Genomic DNA, 18,513 nt, shown 5'->3' on the forward strand with positions numbered 1-18,513 from the left:
AGGAATTGTAATGAACAATGGAGTTGTCGTTCAGTGTGTTGGTGCTGTGGTAGATGTTAAGTTTTCTAAGGAACAGATACCTGGGATATATGAAGCACTGATTTTAGCAGATAAAAGTAATAATTTTGTAGAAGAAAATTTAATTCTAGAAGTACAACAACAGTTGGGAGATGGTGTTGTGCGTACTATTGCTTTAGGATCAAGCGATGGATTAAGTCGTGGTATGAGATTCAATAGAACACATAAACCAATTTCTGTGCCTGTTGGAGATGGTACTTTAGGTCGTATTATGAATGTGCTTGGTAATCCTATTGATCAGGCTGGTCCTATCTTACATGAAGAAAAACGTCCTATTCATAGAGATGCTCCGCTTTTTGAAGATTTATCTTCATCTATTGAGTTGTTGGAAACAGGGATTAAAGTTATTGATTTAGTTTGTCCATTTGCCAAAGGCGGGAAGGTTGGTCTTTTTGGTGGAGCTGGTGTTGGTAAGACAGTTAATATGATGGAGCTTATAAATAATATAGCTAAACAACATAGTGGTTTATCTGTTTTTGCTGGAGTTGGTGAGCGTACTAGAGAGGGTAATGATTTTTATCATGAAATGGATGAATCTAAAGTTTTAGATAAAGTTTCTATGGTATTTGGTCAAATGAATGAACCTCCAGGAAATAGATTAAGGGTTGCGCTAACTGGACTTACTATTGCTGAGAAATTTCGTGATGAAGGCCGTGATATTTTATTTTTTATAGATAATATATATCGTTACACTCTTGCTGGGACAGAAGTATCAGCATTGTTGGGTAGAATGCCTTCAGCAGTTGGTTATCAACCAACACTTGCTGAAGAAATGGGTAAATTACAGGAACGTATTACTTCTACAAAAACAGGATCTATTACGTCTATACAAGCAGTTTATGTTCCAGCTGATGATTTAACTGATCCTTCTCCAGCTACTACATTTCAGCATCTAGATTCTACAGTAGTTCTTTCTAGAGATATTGCCGCATTAGGAATTTATCCAGCTGTTGATCCTCTAGATTCTACTAGTAGACAACTTGATCCTCAGATTGTTGGAGATGAGCATTATTCTGTTGCTAGGAAAGTTCAACAAACGCTTCAAAGATATAAAGAATTAAGAGATATTATAGCTATTCTTGGTATGGATGAGTTGTCTGTTGAGGATAAGATTATTGTTTCTAGAGCTAGAAAGGTGCAACGCTTTTTATCACAACCATTTCATGTTGCTGAAGTATTTACAGGATCTCCTGGTAAGTATGTGTCTTTGTCAGATACTATCAAAGGTTTTAAAATGATAGTAGATGGGGAATGTGATAGTTTACCAGAGCAAGCTTTTTATATGATTGGTTCTATAGAAGAGGCTATCAATAAAGCTGATAAGTTAACTAATAAATAGTTGTGAGTTTCTATGACTAGAGTTATGCAAGTAGATATAGTTAGTGCAGTTGAATCTATCTATTCAGGTAAAGCTAAATTTGTACAGTTGCCTGCTGATTCTGGGGAGATAGGTATTTTACCTGGTCATACTCCGTTGATTTCTAGAGTGTGTCCTGGTGCTCTTAGAATTGTAGATTTAGAAGGTCAGGAACATAATATTTTTGTTGCAGGTGGTATATTAGAAGTTCAGCCTAATGCAGTGACTGTTCTAACTGATACTGCTATTAGAGCATCTAATCTTGATGAGATGAGAGCAGTGGAAGCAAAAAGGAAAGTAGAAGAAACATTGAGAGATAATAAACATACAGTTGATATATTAACTGTAGAGGCTGAATTAAATATGTTGGCTGTTCAAGCTCGTGTTGCTAGAAGATTTGAGAAGAACAAATCATATAAATAATTTCTAATAAGGTTATTTTATATAATGTTAAGGAATGAAGTTTTTATAAATGCATTGCTTAGAAAACCAGTTTCTTATACGCCAGTTTGGTTTATGAGGCAAGCAGGTAGGTATCTTCCAGAGTATAGGAAAATTCGTGCAAAGGCAGGTTCATTCATGAATTTAGTAACAAATCCATATTATGCCTGTGAGATAACGTTACAGCCATTAGAAAGATATCCTCTAGATGCTGCAATATTATTTTCAGATATTCTAACTGTGCCTCATGCTATGGGTTTAGGATTGAATTTTATTGAAGGCAAAGGCCCAGAATTTTCTTTTCCTTTAAATACAGAAATATCTATATCTAAATTGCAAGTTCCTAATATAGAAGAATTAAACTATGTATTTGATGCTGTAAAACTAGTAATAAAAGAACTAGATGGGAAGGTTCCTTTGATAGGATTTTCTGGAAGCCCTTGGACTCTTGCTTGTTATATGGTAGAGGGTAAAAGTAATACTGATTATAAAACTATAAAAACTATGTTGTATTCTAGACCAGATCTACTTAATAGAATTCTAGAGATAAATACTGAGTCTGTTATTAATTATTTGAATGCTCAAATAGATGCTGGTGTGCAGGCTATAATGTTATTTGATAGTTGGGGAGGTATATTGTCTGACGATGCTTTTAAAAGATTTTCGTTGATTTATAATCAGAAAATTTTTAATTCTATAAAGCAAAGACATGATGGAAAAAAAATACCAATTATTCATTTTACAAAAGGTGGTTCGATATGGATAAAAGATATTGCTGATTCTGGTTGTGATGCTATTAGTGTTGACTGGACATTAAATCTGAACAGTGCACGAAAGATAGTTAATGATTCTGTTGCGTTACAGGGTAATATGGATCCAATGGTATTGTTTGGTGATTATGATTCAATATTTAAGGAAGCAAGAAGAATTATTGATTCTTTTGGTATGGTTGGTGATTCTTCTGCTCATATATTTAATCTTGGGCATGGTATAAATAAAGACACACCATTTGAATTAGTTTTAGATCTTGTTAATGAAATACATGATTATAGTCGCAAATATCATGTTTAATTAATGAAACAATTATCATCTATAGCAAAATTTATACTTATACACAGGCATATTTATAATTTATATATTTTCTTTTGAACTAGGTAGAGTTTTTTTTTACCTAGTTCATTGTTTTTCCAGCAAAAAAAAATCATTAACAAAGAAAAATAATTAAATGTTTTTTTATATAGATATTTTTCCTAGAGATATTATTATTTTTTCCACAAAGTTATCCACAGGTTAAATTAGTGTGTTTGGAAGAAATAATCGTTTGATTTCTTTACTTCATTAATGTCACATTTTATCAAACTTAATTTATGCAAAATGACCAAACAGAGTTATTAAAGTCTTATTATTGGTTAAATGTAGCATTTCGTGTTCCTATGGGTGGTTTGTTCGAATATAAGAGTGAATCATTTATAAAATTAGGTTCCAGAGTTATAGTCCCATTTGGGAAAAGAACTATGATAGGTATTGTAGTTGATCATTTAATTTCGCCAACTATTGATCCTAAATATATTAAGAATATATTAGATGTTATAGATGATTTACCTTCATTAAATGAAGATTGGATAAGATTAATAAAATTTACTGCTGATTATTATCAAAGATCTATTGGAGATGTAGTTTATTCTGTTATACCATCACCATTGAGAACTATTTCTTCTTATAATGGTAAAAGATCCAAAGGAGGACCGGTTGTTCGAGCTTATGAAAGTAAATCAGGATTTAGCCCAAAAGAATATATTTACAGTAATCATAATTATGAGCTAGAAGAACAACAAAAAAGAGCTATAGAAATAATTGTTTCTTCATTGGGTGAATTTAAAACAATTTTAGTACATGGAGTTACAGGATCAGGAAAAACAGAGGTTTATTTAAGAAGTGCCTGTCATGTATTATCAATGGGTAAACAGGTCTTGTTTCTTGTCCCTGAAATAAATCTTACTCCTCAATTAGAAAATGCAGTGAGGTCACATTTTGCAAATATAATAAGCCCTGAAGAAATATTAGTAGTTCACAGTGGTATTTCAATGCAAAAGAGAGTACTTTCATGGGCAATGATGCAGCGTTCTCAGGTGAAGGTTGTACTAGGTACTCGAATGTCTATATTTTCTCCATTAAGTAATTTGGGTCTTATTGTTATAGATGAGGAACATGATATATCATATAAGCAACAAAGTAGATTAAGATATTCTGCAAGAGATGTGGCGATATGGAGAGCTAAAGATTTAGGGATTCCTATACTTTTAGGTTCAGCAACTCCTTCGTTAGAAACTTGGAATCATGTAAATAATAAGAAATATTTATTGGTATCTTTAGATAAAAGAATAAAAAACATATGTATGCCATCTATAAAACTAATCAATACAGCAAAGTTACCATATTCTACAGTTTTAACAAAAGAGTTGCAGGAGGCTATAGATCTTAGACTACAAAGAAAAGAACAATCTCTAATATTTATTAATAGAAGAGGTTATGCTCCTGTTTTTCATTGTTATGCATGTGGTTGGGTGAGTAGTTGTTCTAGATGTAGTGTATTTACTGTTTTACATGTTTTAAAGGATAGATCATATAGATTACAGTGTCATCATTGTGGGCTTCATAGTGCAATTCCAAGAACATGCCCTATTTGTGGTAATCAAGATTTAAAAGCAATGGGTTTAGGTACTCAGAGTGTAGAAGAAGAACTGTCTTTAGTTTTTCCACAAGCGAAAATATTAAGAATAGATTCTGATACAGCGAGAGGTTCTAGTGTTAAAGATTTATTATCTGATGTTAATAATGGAGAAATAGATATTTTAATTGGTACACAAATGCTCTCCAAGGGACATAACTTTACTAAAGTTAGTCTTGTGGGAGTAATAAATTCAGATTCTATGATTTTTTCACAAGATTTTCGAGCTTCAGAGCGTTTATTTGCTCAATTAATGCAAGTATCAGGTAGATCTGGCCGTTATAGCAATGGAGAAGTTATAATACAAACATCATTTCCAGATCATTCAGTATATCAGTCATTAGTAAGTAATGATTATATTGGATTTGCTAATAATCTTTTAAAAGAAAGAAAAAAGACTCTTTTGCCACCTTTTTCATTCCAGGCATTATTAACAGCTGAATCTAAGAATATTGAAACTTCAATAAAGTTTTTAGAGGAATCAAAATTTATTATAGAAGGCATTACATCAAAGAATCTTTCTTACAACAACAAAATTATTTGTTATGATCCATTGCCAGCAAGGGTTTTTAGGGTTGCTAATATTGAAAAGGCTCAACTATTAATAGAAGGTCATAGTAGACATATTTTATTATCTCTTTTGCGAAATTGGTTGTCCTTGTCGTCTATTTCTTTTAGAAAAAATAATAAAGTTAACTGGTCTATTGAGATTGATCCATTAGAAATTTAATTATAACAAAGTTGATTTCTTATTTTACGAGCTGCTTCAGGGAGTTCACTGGCTGTCATACCTATTGGACCATTATTATTGTTGGCTAAATATTCTGCTGCTGCTCCATGTAACCAAACTGCTCCTGGTAACGCTTGTTCTATACTTATAGATTGTGTTAGTAAACTACCTATCATACCTGCTAATACATCACCAGTTCCTGCTGATGCAAGTCCTGGATTGCCATTCTTACTTACTAAAATTTTATTCTCTGGACTACAGACTATTGTTCTATATCCTTTTAATATAGTCCATGAATTATATTTTTTGGTTAATTCTATAGCTGCTTGTATTCTATTTGATTGAATTTCTAATGTTGTGCATTTAAGAAGTCTAGCTGCTTCTTTTGGATGAGGAGTTATAATTAAAGTATTAGTAGATTCTTGTAGATTTAAATTATTTTGAGCTATTATATTCAATGCATCTGCATCTAAAACTATAAATTGGTTATTAATTTTATTTATAGCTTTATTTAATATATTTATTGATTGGTGATTTTTTCCCATACCACATCCTATAACCCAAGTGTGTATTCTTGTAATATCATCTACTTTCAATAGGTTATAAGCAGTTCTTAGCATTAATTCTGGTTGCATGAAGTCAATATTAAATGGGGTGGTGTTTTGTGTAAAACCTACTAAAACTTTACCAGCTCCAATTTTAATAGCAGCTCTAGCAGCCAATAATAATGATCCTTCCATGCCATTACTACCTCCAATGATACCTATTGTTCCATAATCTCCTTTGTGAGTATTCAAATTTCTTTTTTTTAATAATTCTGTAAGGTTTCTTATTTCTATATCATTTGTAATCATTTTTTATGGTTTAACTAGAGTAATAATATATAATAAATAAACATCTCTCGCAGCGCATCCGTAGTTTAATGGATAGAATAATAGCCTCCGAAGCTTTTGATACAGGTTCGACTCCTGTCGGATGCGCCACAATATTATTGGTTGATATTATTGATTACTAAATTTGTGTTTCTTTAAGAAACTCTTCGAAACTGCATGTTGAATTCTCTTCTAGAATTCTTTGTAATTCAAGAGATTTTATAGAGTTTAATTTATAGGATTCTAACAAATCATTATCAAGTGTATTGTTTATATTTTCTATATTGTGTTTCTTGCTTATATCAAGAGTATATTCATTGAGGCTCATTGAGTTTGTTTTTAGAGAGTTTATTATAGAATATGAAGGGGTTAGCTCAACATTATTCATTTTTCTGATTTGTTCATTTAAAGATTTATAATGTGGTTTATCATTATCATTTTTATCTAGTAAATTTGCAAAAGGTGTGATTTGTTCAATTATATTAATTCCCCATTCTTTTAATGAAATGGAGCTATTATTGTTTTTTAGAGTAAGACCAGGTTGTCTACCATAAACAGCTACTTTGGAAAAATTTTCATAATAATCATTACAGTCATCATTTGATGTGAAATAAGGACTGTCACTTAAAGCGCAGAATAATAAGAAAGCATCCATAAATAAACAGGTGTTTTTTGTTATTCCTAAGCTAGATGTTTGATCTATATCTAAACACCTAACTTCTATATATTCTATACCTCTTTTCTTGATGGCTTCTATTTGTTTTTCTGAGTTTATAACATTACATTTAGGTCTAATACTGGAGTAATACTCATTTTCTATTTGTAATATGTTAGCATTTAATTGTAGCCATTCTTTGTTTTTAATAATACCTATTTTTTCATATTCTGGCCATGGTGTATTTAAACCCCAATTGATTTTGTCAACAAATGAATCTAGAGTATTATAAGTAATTTTTAGATTTTCCTGAACAGAACTTTGATATCCTAATGAACTCATTCTTAAACTTGTAGCGTAAGGCATATATAGGGTGTCATGGTCCAATGTTTCTAATTTAACATCATGTTTTGATTTGAAAAAGGTTTTTGATATTGCTGGAGATGAGCCAAATAAATATAGAATTATCCAAGAATACCTTATAAAATTCCTAATTAGCCCTAAATATCTTTTTGATTTTATTGACTCTAGTTCTTCTGAGGATTTCCCATATATAAAAGACCAGAGTTCATGTTTTATTGAGAAATTGTAATGTAAGCCAGATATACATTGCATGGTTTTACCATAACGATTAGCTAGACCTTTGCGATATATGTGTTTAAATAGTCCTAAGTTTGAATTTCCATAGTCGGCTATAGGAATATTCTCTTCAGAGGGCATAAAAAGTGGAGGCATTGATTGATGCCATAATATTTCTTTTTCTAGTGAGTCGCATACGAAATAATGTGTATTTCTTAGTTCCTTTAATAAGGATTCTATAGAGTCATGTGTGTCTGTAATTAATTCTAAAAGAGCCTCGGAGTAATCGGTAGTGATTTTTTTATTTGTAAGAGCAGAACCTAGTTTATCAGGATGTTTTTTATTAGATAGTCTGCCATTAAAATCTACTCGTAAAGCTTCTCTTTCTATACCTCTTAGAATTCCTGTTGGTATATCTTTATACTCTTGAATTTTTTCTATATTATTTTTTAACACTTGTGGATTATATATTTTTTTTGAACTATACATTGTTTAGCTTATTTTTTATAGAGATTCTAAATTTATTTTTTATAAAATAATATAAAATAACCTATTGGTTAGGTGAAAATATTTCTCAATAATAGTATTACGTAAATACATGAAAAAAATTTTTATAAAGTTTTTCACCTGTAAATGATACTATATTTTTATCAATTAGAATAATTGTGTGTTTTTTAATTATTGAAAATTTTATTAAATATTAATTAGGTGAATTGCAATTAATATTCTTATATATAAATTCGATAATTATTTAGGAAAAATTATTTGTGTTGGACAATATTATTGTCTTATTAAGATTATCATGTTTATTTGAATAATTTAATTTATAATATGACTATGAATCATGTCAGATATAGTCTTACATATCGGCATATCTTGTTTATTAGAAAGGTTGTTTTTAAAGAGTAAGATATATATTTATTATGGTTTGGTTGTTTTTTTATTTAGTGTTTTTAGGATATTTTTATGTATTTAACAAGTCACAAATCTATTTTGTCGACGTTTGTCATATTTTTAAGTTTGTTAATTCTATTATTTTCTTTTGATGTAAATGCAAGGCGTTTAGGGAATGGTGGTTCTTATGGGAAACAATTCTCGAATATTGGTAAGATGCATAATAATTCTTTAATATCTCCGAGCATGAATAAACAAGATTCTTATAAAAGAACATATTCTAATAAATCTTCTAAAAATAATATTAATAAAAAGAAGAGTAATCAAAGTTTTTTGGGAATGATTTTAACTAGTCTTGGTCTTGCTTATTTGTTGTCACATTTTGGTTTTGTTGGAGTTTTTAATATATTGTTTTTTATGTTTCTTTTGTTAAGTTTATATATTTTTGCTTTTAAAATTGCTAGAAAGTATAGTTATCATGTGTCTAAAAATGATTATAAAGAAACTAATAATTATACTAGAAATAATATTAACAATAAATTTTCTAATATTACAGATGCTGAAATTTTATCTGAGTTTGATAATTCTAAATATAGAAATACTGATATTAATATAAGTAATTTTGATAAAGAAATTTTTTTAGAGAATGCTAAGAAAATATTTATTTATATACAAGAAAATTCAAATCAAAATAATTTTTCTCAATTAAAGGAATATTTAACAGAAGATTTATTGAAAGAACTTTATTCAGAGTTAATTAATACTGATGATGAAATTATAGTTGTAAATCTTTACGCTGATTTGTTGCAGTTATTTGAATCAGATGGTTTGTATATTGCTAGTGTATGTTTTTATGGATTAATAAAGACTAATAATAACTTCTCAGAGTTTGAGGAAGTATGGCATTTCCAAAAATATAATGAGGCAGGTTGGTTGTTATCAGGAATTCAACAGAAAACTTAGGAAGTTTTATACAATAACTTGATGAATTTGTAATATGTGCTTGCAAATTACGTAGCTGTAGAGATGCTTTATTAGTAATAATTTAATTAAAAATATATCAATAATATTTATAGAAGTGATGTAATGGTCCGTAACCATTACCAATGTTTAATCTGTTTGATTCTTCAATAGATTTAGTAAGAAATTCTTTTGCATGTATCGATGCGTTTAATACACTTTCTCCTTTTGCTAATAAGGCTGTTAATGCTGCAGATAATGTACAGCCAGTACCATGAGTGTTATTAGTTATTATTTTATTGCCAAATATTTCTGTCATGTTTATACCATCAAAGATGATATCAACCATTTCATTGCCTGGTAAATGTCCTCCTTTAAGGATTACCCATTTATTTGTATCAGAAGACTTTATTGTCATTTTATTATGTAATTTTTTTACAGTTTGTCTCATCTCCGTTATATTTTCAGCTGGTCTTTCTTTTATAATGGATGCAGCCTCCGGTAAGTTTGGTGTGATTATTGTAGCCATAGGAATTAGGTATTCTATTAGTGTTTCTGTTGATTCATGTTCTAATAAATAATTTCCATGTTTTGAAATCATAACTGTGTCTAGTATTATATGAGAAGGTTTCCATTTTAAGAGACTTTCTCCTACTTCTATAACAATATCCGACTTTCCTAACATTCCTATTTTTACAGCTTTAATTTTAATATCGTTAAATATAGTGTCTATTTGTTTAGCTATGAATCCTTTAGGCATATATTCTATACCGTAGACACCATTAGTATTCTGGGCAGTGACTGCAGTTAATACAGCACAGGCATAAACACCTAAGGAGCTCATGGTTTTCACATCTGCGAGAGTGCCGGCTCCGGCAGATGTATCAAATCCAGCAATACTTAATGCATTAACTATACTAGATATATTATTATTCATGACATTAATTAATTTTTGGATTGTATTAGTCCTTCTTCAGGAGAGCTAGGAGAGCTTGTGTATATTTTTTTAGGCATACGTCTTGCTAAAAATGCTTCTCGTCCAGATTCTACTGCTTTACACATTGCACTTGCCATTAAAATTGGATTGCCTGCACAAGCTATAGCTGTATTCATTAATATTCCATCACATCCTAGTTCCATAGCTATAGAAGCATCTGAAGCTGTGCCTACTCCAGCATCTACTAGTACTGGTATTTTTACGCTGTCTATAATTAGTTGTATATTCCATGGATTTAATATTCCCATGCCAGAACCAATAAGAGAGGCTAGTGGCATTACTGCAACCACTCCTATATCTTCTAAAATACGACATTGTATTGGATCATCAGTACAATAAGCCATTACATCAAAACCATCTTTAACTAAAATTTCTGCGGCTTTAATAGTTTCTGGCATATTAGGGAATAAAGTATTCTTATCTCCTAAAACTTCGAGTTTTATTAAATTATGACCGTTAAGTAATTCTCTTGCTAACCTTAAAGTTCTAATAGCATCTTCTGCATTATAGCAACCAGCTGTATTTGGTAATATTGTGAATTGAGATGGTGAAAGAAAATCTAATAAGTTTGGGGCATTCTTATCCTGACCTATATTAGTTCTTCTTATTGCAACTGTGACAATTTCAGCTTTGCTTGTAACTATTGCTTGTTTGGTTTGCTCAAAATCTTTATATTTCCCTGTTCCCACAAGTAACCTTGAAGAAAAACTTCTTCCTGCTATGTAAAAAGTATCTTTATGAGTCATAATAATTTTCAATTAAATTTGAAGTTTAATAATTAATACATTAATTATACCAATGCTAGTATATATGATATATCATAATCTATATGGTTATGTGGTTTTATTTAATATAATAATCTTTGTGTTATATATTTTCTTAGAATATTATATCATTTGGGGATTTTTATAGTGCTTAAATTGGGTATTACCGGAGGTATAGGGTCAGGGAAGAGTATAGTTTCTAATTATTTAGAAACTCTAGGTGTTTCTGTAATAGACACTGATAAAATCTCTAAAGAATTAACGTCTTCTGATGGTGATGCTATAGAACAAATAAAAATGTCTTTTGGTCTAGACTCTATAAACAAAGATGGATCTTTGAATAGATTATGGATGAGAAATAGAATATTTTTATCGTATACAGAGAGATTAAAACTTGAGGCTATTTTACATCCACTTATTATTGAAAGAGCAACTATAAGAGCTAAGAATTCTTTAGGTCCTTATATCGTCTTTGTGGTTCCTTTACTTGTTGAATCTAAGATGTGGATTGAGAAAGTTGATCGCATATGCATAGTTGATTGTGAGATTAATGATCAAATTTCTAGAGTTAGAGAACGTGATAATATTAGCATCGACTTTATTAAAATTATAATAGATGCTCAGATTTCTAGAGATATAAGATTAAGTTATGCTGATGATATTATATATAATGGCAGAGAAATAACCAGAGATGAGTTATATAAGCAAGTGTTAGTTAAACATGAGAATTGGTGTTTATTGTCTAAGAGATTCGAATAATATTCTATTTCTAACTTAGATTATTTATTTTTTATTTATTGACAAATAGGTTTTTATATATTGTGATTTTTTTCGAATATCCATTTAATGAACATATAAGGGCATATTTGCGCTTGGAGTATTTGCTTGATAGATTCATTTTTTCTATGAATAGCAATGATGTTAGATTACATCAGGTAGCTGTTTCTACATTTTTTGATATTATTGATCTTGTAGAAAGATCTGATGTAAAAGGAGCTATTTTACAAGATTTAGAGAAACAACGTTTATTCCTTCTAAATTTTCGTGAGCGTAGTGGTGTTGATCAGAAATCTCTTGAATTGGCATTGGTGGAAATAAAGAAAATTAGTTCTAATTTAGCAACATCTCCTAAGCCTGGTAATATTTTAAGAGAAAATGAATGGCTTAATAGTGTTAAGAGTAAATTATTGGTTTATGGTTGTGCGGCTCAATCTGATATGCCATCTTATCATTTCTGGCAATATAAGACTGAGAAAGAGAGAAGAGAAGACTTATTTAGATGGTTCTCTTATATTCAACCACTATCAGAATCTTTAAAGATTGCCCTAATCTTATTGAGAGATTCTGGAAGTTTTTTTGATTGTTTGGCTGTAGATGGAGCTTATAAAGAAATGCTGGGTGGCAAGATTTACCAGTTGCTAAGAATAGGTGTGGATTACAAAATAGGTGTGTTTCCTGAGATGAGTGCTAATAAACATATGGTATGGGTAAGATTCTTTTTCCAGGATGAGAATTTTAAAGCAAAATCAGTTATTGATAATGTAAACTTTAGTATGTCTTTATGTAAGTAGGTTATATAAAAAATCTAATTCCGGCTATTCCATGTGCTCCGTTCTGGTAAGCTGTTTCTCTATTTTGTTCTGATTGTCCTCCTAGGGAAAAAACCGGTATTCTGGAATTCATAATTTCATTTTTGAAATTATCCCATCCTATACCTGGATCATTCGGGTGCGATAAGGTTGGCAAGACAGGACCTAAGACAGCAAAATCAGCATTTATATGGGAGTATGCATATTCTAAATCATTAGAATTATGAGCTGATACTCCTATTAGACTGTTTTGTTTAATAAACTTAGGTTTGTGAGAATACTTTTTCATATCTATTGAGCGTAGATGTACACCATTTGCTTCCGCCCACCAAGATTCAGGGTGAACACTATTTATAAGTAATTTTACTTTATGTTGTTTACAAATAGATAATATTTTTCTCATTATTGCTAATAAAGAATCAGAGAATGGTCCTTCATTCCAATTTGGTTCTCTGAATTGTATTAGACTTATTCCATTATTAATGGCTATATTAAGTCTATTTAAAAAATCTTTTACGTGTTCTTTTGAATTTATCGAAGTTATTGCATATGTGTTTGGTATCTTAAAACAGCGTAAGACATGGAAAGTTGTTGGTAATAAGTTATATTTATGTGTGATAGAGTCTATATTTGCCCATGTGATTAGTTGTTTTTCACGTCCATAAGCAGTTCCATCCCACTCTACTACTCTATAGAAAAATAGATCATATTTGATTTTTTGTTTTTGATATGTTTGTTTTATCCAAGGATAGAATTTAGTGACTTTTATTCCTAATTCTTCTTCAAGCTCACGATGCAATGCATCAGAGGTAGTTTCTTGTCCTTCAACTTTTCCTCCTGGCAATCCCCAAAGCACAGGCATTAATTCATTTTTAGGGCGTTGAGCTATTAGCAATTCATTATGATTATTGAGTATAACTCCGATAGATACTTTTATTATTTTATCTGTCATGTTGTGCTATCCAATGTCTTGCAAATTGATGAGCTATCCTGCCAGAACGAGATCCTCTTTCTAAGGCCCATTGTATGGCCTCATTTCGGAATTCATTTCTATTATCGATATTTGTTCCTCTTATTTTATTAATCCAAAAACTTACTATACTTAAATAAGTTTCTTGATTGAAAGGATAAAAAGATATCCAAATTCCAAATCTTTCAGATAAAGAAATTTTTTCTTCTACTCTTTCTCCTGGATGAATATCTCCATTCTCTTCAATGGTTTTTTGCAAATTATCATTAAAATTTTCTGGTATTAAATGTCTTCTATTTGAAGTTGCATATATAAGAATGTTAGTACCTGTTGATGATATTGATCCATCCAGTATGGATTTTAATTCTTTATACCCAGATTCTCCTTCTTCAAAAGACAGATCGTCACAAAAAATAATAAATTTTTCTGGTCTATCTGCGATAATTTCTACTATGCTAAACAAGTCATTTAGATCTGATTTTTCGATTTCTATTAATCTAAGACCATCACTATGATATTTATCTAGCATTGCTTTTACTAAGGAACTTTTTCCTGTTCCTCTAGCCCCAGTCATTAAAACATTGTTAGCTGGTTTTCCTTTGATAAACTGAAAAGTATTATTGTCAATAATATTTTTTTGCCTAGATATATTGTGTAAATCATTTATGTCAATTTTTGAGATATTGTAAATTGGATGTAAATACCCTTGTGTTCCTTGTTTTCTCCACTTGTATGCATGTGCTTTCCAATCATTATCTATTGGTACAGGTGGAAGCCAAGCACTTAATTGATTAAGAACTTTTTCTGTAAGAGAGTATAACTTTATAATATCAAAGGATTCCATTATCATTCTCCTGATTATGATCTATATTCTGCATTAATGGTGACGTATTCATGTGATAAATCACAAGTGTATATGGTTTCATTAATATTACCAGTTCCGATAAAGACTTTGATTCTTATTTCTGTTTGTTGTAAAACATTTTTGCCATCTTCTTCTTTGTAATCAGGATTTATGGCTCCATTTTTAACAATTAGTACTTCATTAAGCCAAATATATAGATCCTCGATTTTTATTTTTGCTTTTGAGTAGCCAATAGCTGCTAATATACGTCCTATGTTAGGATCAGAAGCATAGAATGCTGTTTTTACTAGAGGAGAATGAGCAATTGAGTATGCTACTTTAAGAGCTTCTTCTGTGTTATTAGCCTGTACAATATCTATTGTAATAAATTTTGTTGCTCCTTCTGCGTCTCTAATAATTTTCTGAGATAAATCTAAAGATGCTTTTTTTAGTGCTAACAAGACTTCTTGGTAATGTTTGTCATTTTCACTTGTAATTGCTAAATCTGACGTTCCTGTAGCCATTATTACAAAAGAATCATTTGTAGATGTATCTCCATCTACAGTAATTCTATTGAATGAAGAGTCAGTTATTTCTTTAATCATTCTATTTAATAATGATTGTTCTATTTTAATATCTGTTCCTATAAAAGCTAGCATTGTAGCCATGTTTGGACAGATCATTCCTGCTCCTTTGCTGATTCCAGTAACTGTAACGTTTTTATTTCCTATTATAAATTTTTCAGAAAATATTTTTGGTGTAGTATCTGTTGTCATAATACTATATGCAGCATCCTGCCAGCTGCTATTTCCTAGATTTCTTATGGCGTTAGGTAGAGCTTTTATTAGTTTTTCTATTGGGAGAGGCTCCATTATCACTCCTGTAGAAAAAGGAAGTATTTGCTCAGGATTAATATTTAATAATTTTCCAAGAGCCTCACATGTGTTTCTGGCAGCTTCTATCCCAGTTTTTCCTGTTCCTGCATTTGCATTACCTGTGTTAATTACTAAAGCTCTTATGCGAGGCAAAGATAAATTTAAATTTTCTTCTGATACTTGAACAGGCGCTGCTTTAAATAAATTTCTGGTAAAAGATCCAGAAACCGTTGTGTTTTCAGATATTTTAAATATTGTTAAGTCTTTTTTATTTATTTTTTTTATACCAGCTTCTGCGATTCCTATCTCTATGCCATTTATTGGAAAAATTTCATTTTCACCTGGAACTTTTAAATTAATAGCCATATTACGACACTCCAATATTTAAGATAGAAGAATACAAAATTTATTAATCGTTTTCGTATTCAAATTTATTATGAGAAGACTTCTGCAAAGGTTGTAATTCAATTGACAATATATTTTTTAGTTTTTGTTTATTGCTTTTAAAAAATATTTTTTAACTGTGATAAACGAGATATTAAAAAGATTAATCTTTTTAAAAAAATGGTGGCCTGGGGCGGAATCGAACCACCGACACAAGGATTTTCAGTCCTCTGCTCTACCGACTGAGCTACCGGGCCATATGTTATTATTAATATATTAATAATATATAAAAAAAGAAATATAACAATACCAGTTGTTAATAATTAGTTGATAGTTATTTGCTAATCTTGCAAAATATAAACTTATGAGATTAATTATATATATAAATGTTGTTTTTTAAATACTAAATGTTTCTTAAATGTTACCTGTTCCTATTGTTATCGGCTTAAATTATTTGTCAGCTCCGTTAGAAGTTCGTGAAAGAATGAGTTTGTCTGATGATTTGGTAATCAAAACTTTATCTAATTTATATTCACAGTACGGCAATAAAATCGAGGTTGTTATCTTATCTACATGTAATCGTTCTGACTTATATTGCTACGCTCATCTTAGCATGATGGAAAATTTATTTTTATCGTTTGCTAAATTAAGCAATATTGATCCAGAAACATTTCGTAAGTATTTTTATTTTTATTCTGGTGTTGATTCGATAAGACATATATTTAACGTGTCTAGTGGATTGGATTCCATGGTGTTAGGTGAGTCACAAATTTTAGGGCAAATGAAAAATGCTTTTTGTTTATCTAAGAAAACTGGATGTATTGGTATTTTTTTTCATCGTTTGTTTCAGGATGCTTTTTCTATAGCTAAAGTTATTCGTACTAAAACTGATATAGGGCGAAATTCTGTATCTATTGCATCAACTTGTTTGCGTTTAGTTAAGAATCGTATAGGTAATTTAGAGAATTCTAAAATTTTATTTATAGGCGCTGGTGAGATGATAGATCTTTGTGTAAATCATTTTCTTACAGCAAAACCTAAAAGCGTAACTATAGTAAATAGGACTTTAGAAAGATCTAAAAAATTAGCTGATAAATTCTCTGTAAATGTTATTCCTTTTGAGGATCTACTTGGTGTTTTTACTGATTTTGATGTTGTTATTTCATGTACAGCAAGTCTAGATTATATAATAAGTATTAGTGATCTAAATACAGATCATATAGAAGATATGATTATAATAGATTTGGCTGTTCCTAGAGATATAGATCCCGCAATAGGGAATTTATCAGGAGTTCATTTATATGCTATTGATGATTTATCTGGAATGATAAATGAAGCTGTTAAATCTCGTCTTGATTCAGTTCCGAGGGCTGGGATTATGATAGAAGATAGAATTAAAATTTTTATGACTTGGGCTTATCAAAGAAGATATGCTTCTATGATAACTGCTTTTTTTATGAGAGTAGAAAGTATAAAATTAGACGAAATAGAAAAAGCAAAGAAGATGATAATGCAAAAAGGTATTTGTTCAGAAGATGTTCTGAATATTACAGTTGATAGATTATTAAAAAAACTGAGTCATTCTATTATAGTTGCTTTGAAAAGCACTAGCAAAGAAAATTCTAAACATGTAGATGATTATTTTTATAGAGTTCTAGAAGATCTCAAAAGATAATGGTTGTTTTTATTTTATTAAAGTTGAAGCTATTTTATGAAATTATCAATGCGAAAGCGTTTGGAAGATTTATCTGATCGCTTAAAAGAGATTGATTTGATGCTTGCTGATTCAGCGGTATTTAGTAATATTGAAGAATTCCGTAAATTATCGTGTGAAAGATCTGAAATAGAACCTGTTGTAAAGAAATTTTCTGAGTTCTTATCGGTAGAGTTTGCTATTCTTAATGCACAAGATATTCTTGCTGATCCTGATTTGAAAGATTTGGCTGAGGAGGAAATTAAATTTAACAAAAAGAATTTAGTGGAATTAGAAAATTCATTACAATTGTTGTTGATTCCTAAAGATCCTAATGATGATCGTAGTTTTTTTCTTGAAATCAGAGCTGGTACAGGTGGTGATGAGAGTGCACTATTTTCTTCTGATTTATTGAGAATGTATATTCGTTATGCTGAACAGAAAGGATGGAGAGTTGAATTAATTTCAGAGAGTGTTTCGGATTTTGGCGGATATAAAGAGGTTATTATTAGAATAGACGGACATGGTGCTTATTCTCATTTGAAATTTGAATCTGGTGGTCACAGGGTACAAAGGGTTCCAGATACAGAAACTCAGGGAAGAATTCATACTTCTGCTTGTACAGTAGCTGTAATGTTGGAGGCAGATGCTGTTAATGATGTGTCAATAAATAGTAGTGATATTAGAATTGATACTTTTAGAGCAAGTGGAGCAGGAGGTCAGCATATCAACAAAACAGATTCTGCTGTTAGAATTACACATTTGCCTACTGGGCTTGTAGTAGAGTGTCAGGATGATCGTTCACAGCATAGGAATAAAGATAAAGCAATGAAAGTTTTAGCTGCTAGATTAAAGGATAAAGAGATACGTGAACTGCAAAATAAAGAAGCTGCTGAACGAAAAGGTCTAATTGGCTCTGGAGATAGATCAGAACGTATTAGAACTTATAATTTTCCTCAAAATAGAATAACTGATCATAGAATTAATTTAACTTTATATAAATTATCTCAAATTATGGAAGGTGATATGAGTGAATTAATAGGCTCATTATTATCAGAATACCAAGCTGAACAGTTAGCAAATCTTAATTTATAGATTATGAG

General features: G+C 30.3%; 16 protein-coding genes and 2 tRNA genes. 10 read left to right on the forward strand and 8 right to left on the reverse strand.

The features are described 5' to 3' along the window. Positions 1–10: 10 nt before the first annotated feature. The 4 genes from atpD to priA all read left to right on the forward strand — a co-directional run bounded on the left by atpD (position 11) and on the right by priA (position 5,334). Complete coding sequence (atpD, locus tag CDSE_RS00280; RefSeq protein ID WP_015396027.1) at positions 11–1,417, forward strand: F0F1 ATP synthase subunit beta; 1,407 nt, start codon at positions 11–13, stop codon at positions 1,415–1,417. Between the two features lie 12 nt (positions 1,418–1,429). Then, the gene (locus tag CDSE_RS00285) at positions 1,430–1,858 is read left to right on the forward strand and encodes a F0F1 ATP synthase subunit epsilon (protein ID WP_015396028.1); all 429 of its coding nucleotides are present in this window, start codon (positions 1,430–1,432) and stop codon (positions 1,856–1,858) included. Positions 1,859–1,882: 24 nt separating this feature from the next. Continuing rightward, the gene (hemE, locus tag CDSE_RS00290; RefSeq protein ID WP_015396029.1) at positions 1,883–2,947 is read left to right on the forward strand and encodes a uroporphyrinogen decarboxylase; all 1,065 of its coding nucleotides are present in this window, start codon (positions 1,883–1,885) and stop codon (positions 2,945–2,947) included. Between the two features lie 296 nt (positions 2,948–3,243). Then, the gene (gene priA, locus CDSE_RS00295) at positions 3,244–5,334 is read left to right on the forward strand and encodes a replication restart helicase PriA (protein ID WP_015396030.1); all 2,091 of its coding nucleotides are present in this window, start codon (positions 3,244–3,246) and stop codon (positions 5,332–5,334) included. On the opposite strand, the gene CDSE_RS00300 is transcribed toward priA, so the two are convergent. Further along, positions 5,331–6,188 (reverse strand): NAD(P)H-hydrate dehydratase, encoded by an 858-nt coding sequence (locus CDSE_RS00300; RefSeq protein ID WP_015396031.1) that lies wholly within the window; start codon positions 6,186–6,188, stop codon positions 5,331–5,333. The genes priA and CDSE_RS00300 overlap by 4 nt on opposite strands. Positions 6,189–6,242: 54 nt before the next feature. On the opposite strand from CDSE_RS00300, the gene CDSE_RS00305 reads away from it, so the two are divergent. Next, positions 6,243–6,317: transfer RNA gene (locus tag CDSE_RS00305), tRNA-Arg, on the forward strand. Positions 6,318–6,345: 28 nt separating this feature from the next. On the opposite strand, the gene gshA is transcribed toward CDSE_RS00305, so the two are convergent. After that, entirely contained in the window at positions 6,346–7,929 is a 1,584-nt protein-coding gene (gshA, locus tag CDSE_RS00310; RefSeq protein ID WP_015396032.1) for a glutamate--cysteine ligase, read from the reverse strand. A gap of 477 nt (positions 7,930–8,406) precedes the next feature. Between gshA and CDSE_RS00315 the strand changes: the two genes are divergently transcribed. Then, positions 8,407–9,297, forward strand: coding sequence for a Tim44 domain-containing protein (locus CDSE_RS00315; protein ID WP_015396033.1), 891 nt, complete (start codon positions 8,407–8,409; stop codon positions 9,295–9,297). A gap of 97 nt (positions 9,298–9,394) precedes the next feature. Here CDSE_RS00315 and thiD read toward each other — a convergent pair whose 3' ends face one another. Beyond that, positions 9,395–10,231: a bifunctional hydroxymethylpyrimidine kinase/phosphomethylpyrimidine kinase gene (gene thiD, locus CDSE_RS00320; protein WP_015396034.1), complete on the reverse strand. Its 837-nt coding sequence runs from the start codon at positions 10,229–10,231 to the stop codon at positions 9,395–9,397. A gap of 8 nt (positions 10,232–10,239) precedes the next feature. Next, entirely contained in the window at positions 10,240–11,037 is a 798-nt protein-coding gene (locus CDSE_RS00325) for a thiazole synthase (RefSeq protein WP_015396035.1), read from the reverse strand. Positions 11,038–11,202: 165 nt separating this feature from the next. Between CDSE_RS00325 and coaE the strand changes: the two genes are divergently transcribed. Then, entirely contained in the window at positions 11,203–11,814 is a 612-nt protein-coding gene (gene coaE, locus CDSE_RS00330) for a dephospho-CoA kinase (RefSeq protein ID WP_015396036.1), read from the forward strand. Positions 11,815–11,876: 62 nt separating this feature from the next. After that, positions 11,877–12,626, forward strand: a complete 750-nt coding sequence (gene zapD / locus CDSE_RS00335) for a cell division protein ZapD (RefSeq protein ID WP_015396037.1) — start codon at positions 11,877–11,879, stop codon at positions 12,624–12,626. A gap of 1 nt (position 12,627) precedes the next feature. Here zapD and CDSE_RS00340 read toward each other — a convergent pair whose 3' ends face one another. The 4 genes from CDSE_RS00340 to CDSE_RS00355 all read right to left on the reverse strand — a co-directional run bounded on the left by CDSE_RS00340 (position 12,628) and on the right by CDSE_RS00355 (position 15,974). Continuing rightward, on the reverse strand, positions 12,628–13,596 hold the full coding sequence (locus tag CDSE_RS00340) for a Nudix family hydrolase (protein ID WP_015396038.1): 969 nt from the start codon (positions 13,594–13,596) through the stop codon (positions 12,628–12,630). Further along, positions 13,586–14,458 carry an ATP-binding protein gene (locus CDSE_RS00345; protein WP_015396039.1) on the reverse strand — a complete coding sequence of 291 codons (873 nt, stop codon included), beginning with the start codon at positions 14,456–14,458 and terminating at the stop codon, positions 13,586–13,588. The genes CDSE_RS00340 and CDSE_RS00345 overlap by 11 nt, the downstream gene beginning before the upstream one ends. Positions 14,459–14,472: 14 nt before the next feature. After that, positions 14,473–15,699 carry a bifunctional glutamate N-acetyltransferase/amino-acid acetyltransferase ArgJ gene (gene argJ, locus CDSE_RS00350; protein ID WP_015396040.1) on the reverse strand — a complete coding sequence of 409 codons (1,227 nt, stop codon included), beginning with the start codon at positions 15,697–15,699 and terminating at the stop codon, positions 14,473–14,475. Positions 15,700–15,898: 199 nt separating this feature from the next. Continuing rightward, positions 15,899–15,974 (reverse strand) — tRNA-Phe (locus tag CDSE_RS00355). Between the two features lie 161 nt (positions 15,975–16,135). On the opposite strand from CDSE_RS00355, the gene hemA reads away from it, so the two are divergent. Together hemA and prfA are read left to right on the forward strand one after the other, a co-directional pair. Then, entirely contained in the window at positions 16,136–17,392 is a 1,257-nt protein-coding gene (gene hemA / locus CDSE_RS00360; protein WP_015396041.1) for a glutamyl-tRNA reductase, read from the forward strand. A 36-nt stretch (positions 17,393–17,428) separates the two neighbouring features. Continuing rightward, positions 17,429–18,505: a peptide chain release factor 1 gene (gene prfA, locus CDSE_RS00365; RefSeq protein WP_015396042.1), complete on the forward strand. Its 1,077-nt coding sequence runs from the start codon at positions 17,429–17,431 to the stop codon at positions 18,503–18,505. Positions 18,506–18,513 lie beyond the last annotated feature (8 nt).

This window comes from Candidatus Kinetoplastibacterium desouzaii TCC079E (assembly GCF_000340795.1).
In the GTDB taxonomy this organism is placed as follows: domain Bacteria; phylum Pseudomonadota; class Gammaproteobacteria; order Burkholderiales; family Burkholderiaceae_B; genus Kinetoplastidibacterium; species Kinetoplastidibacterium desouzai.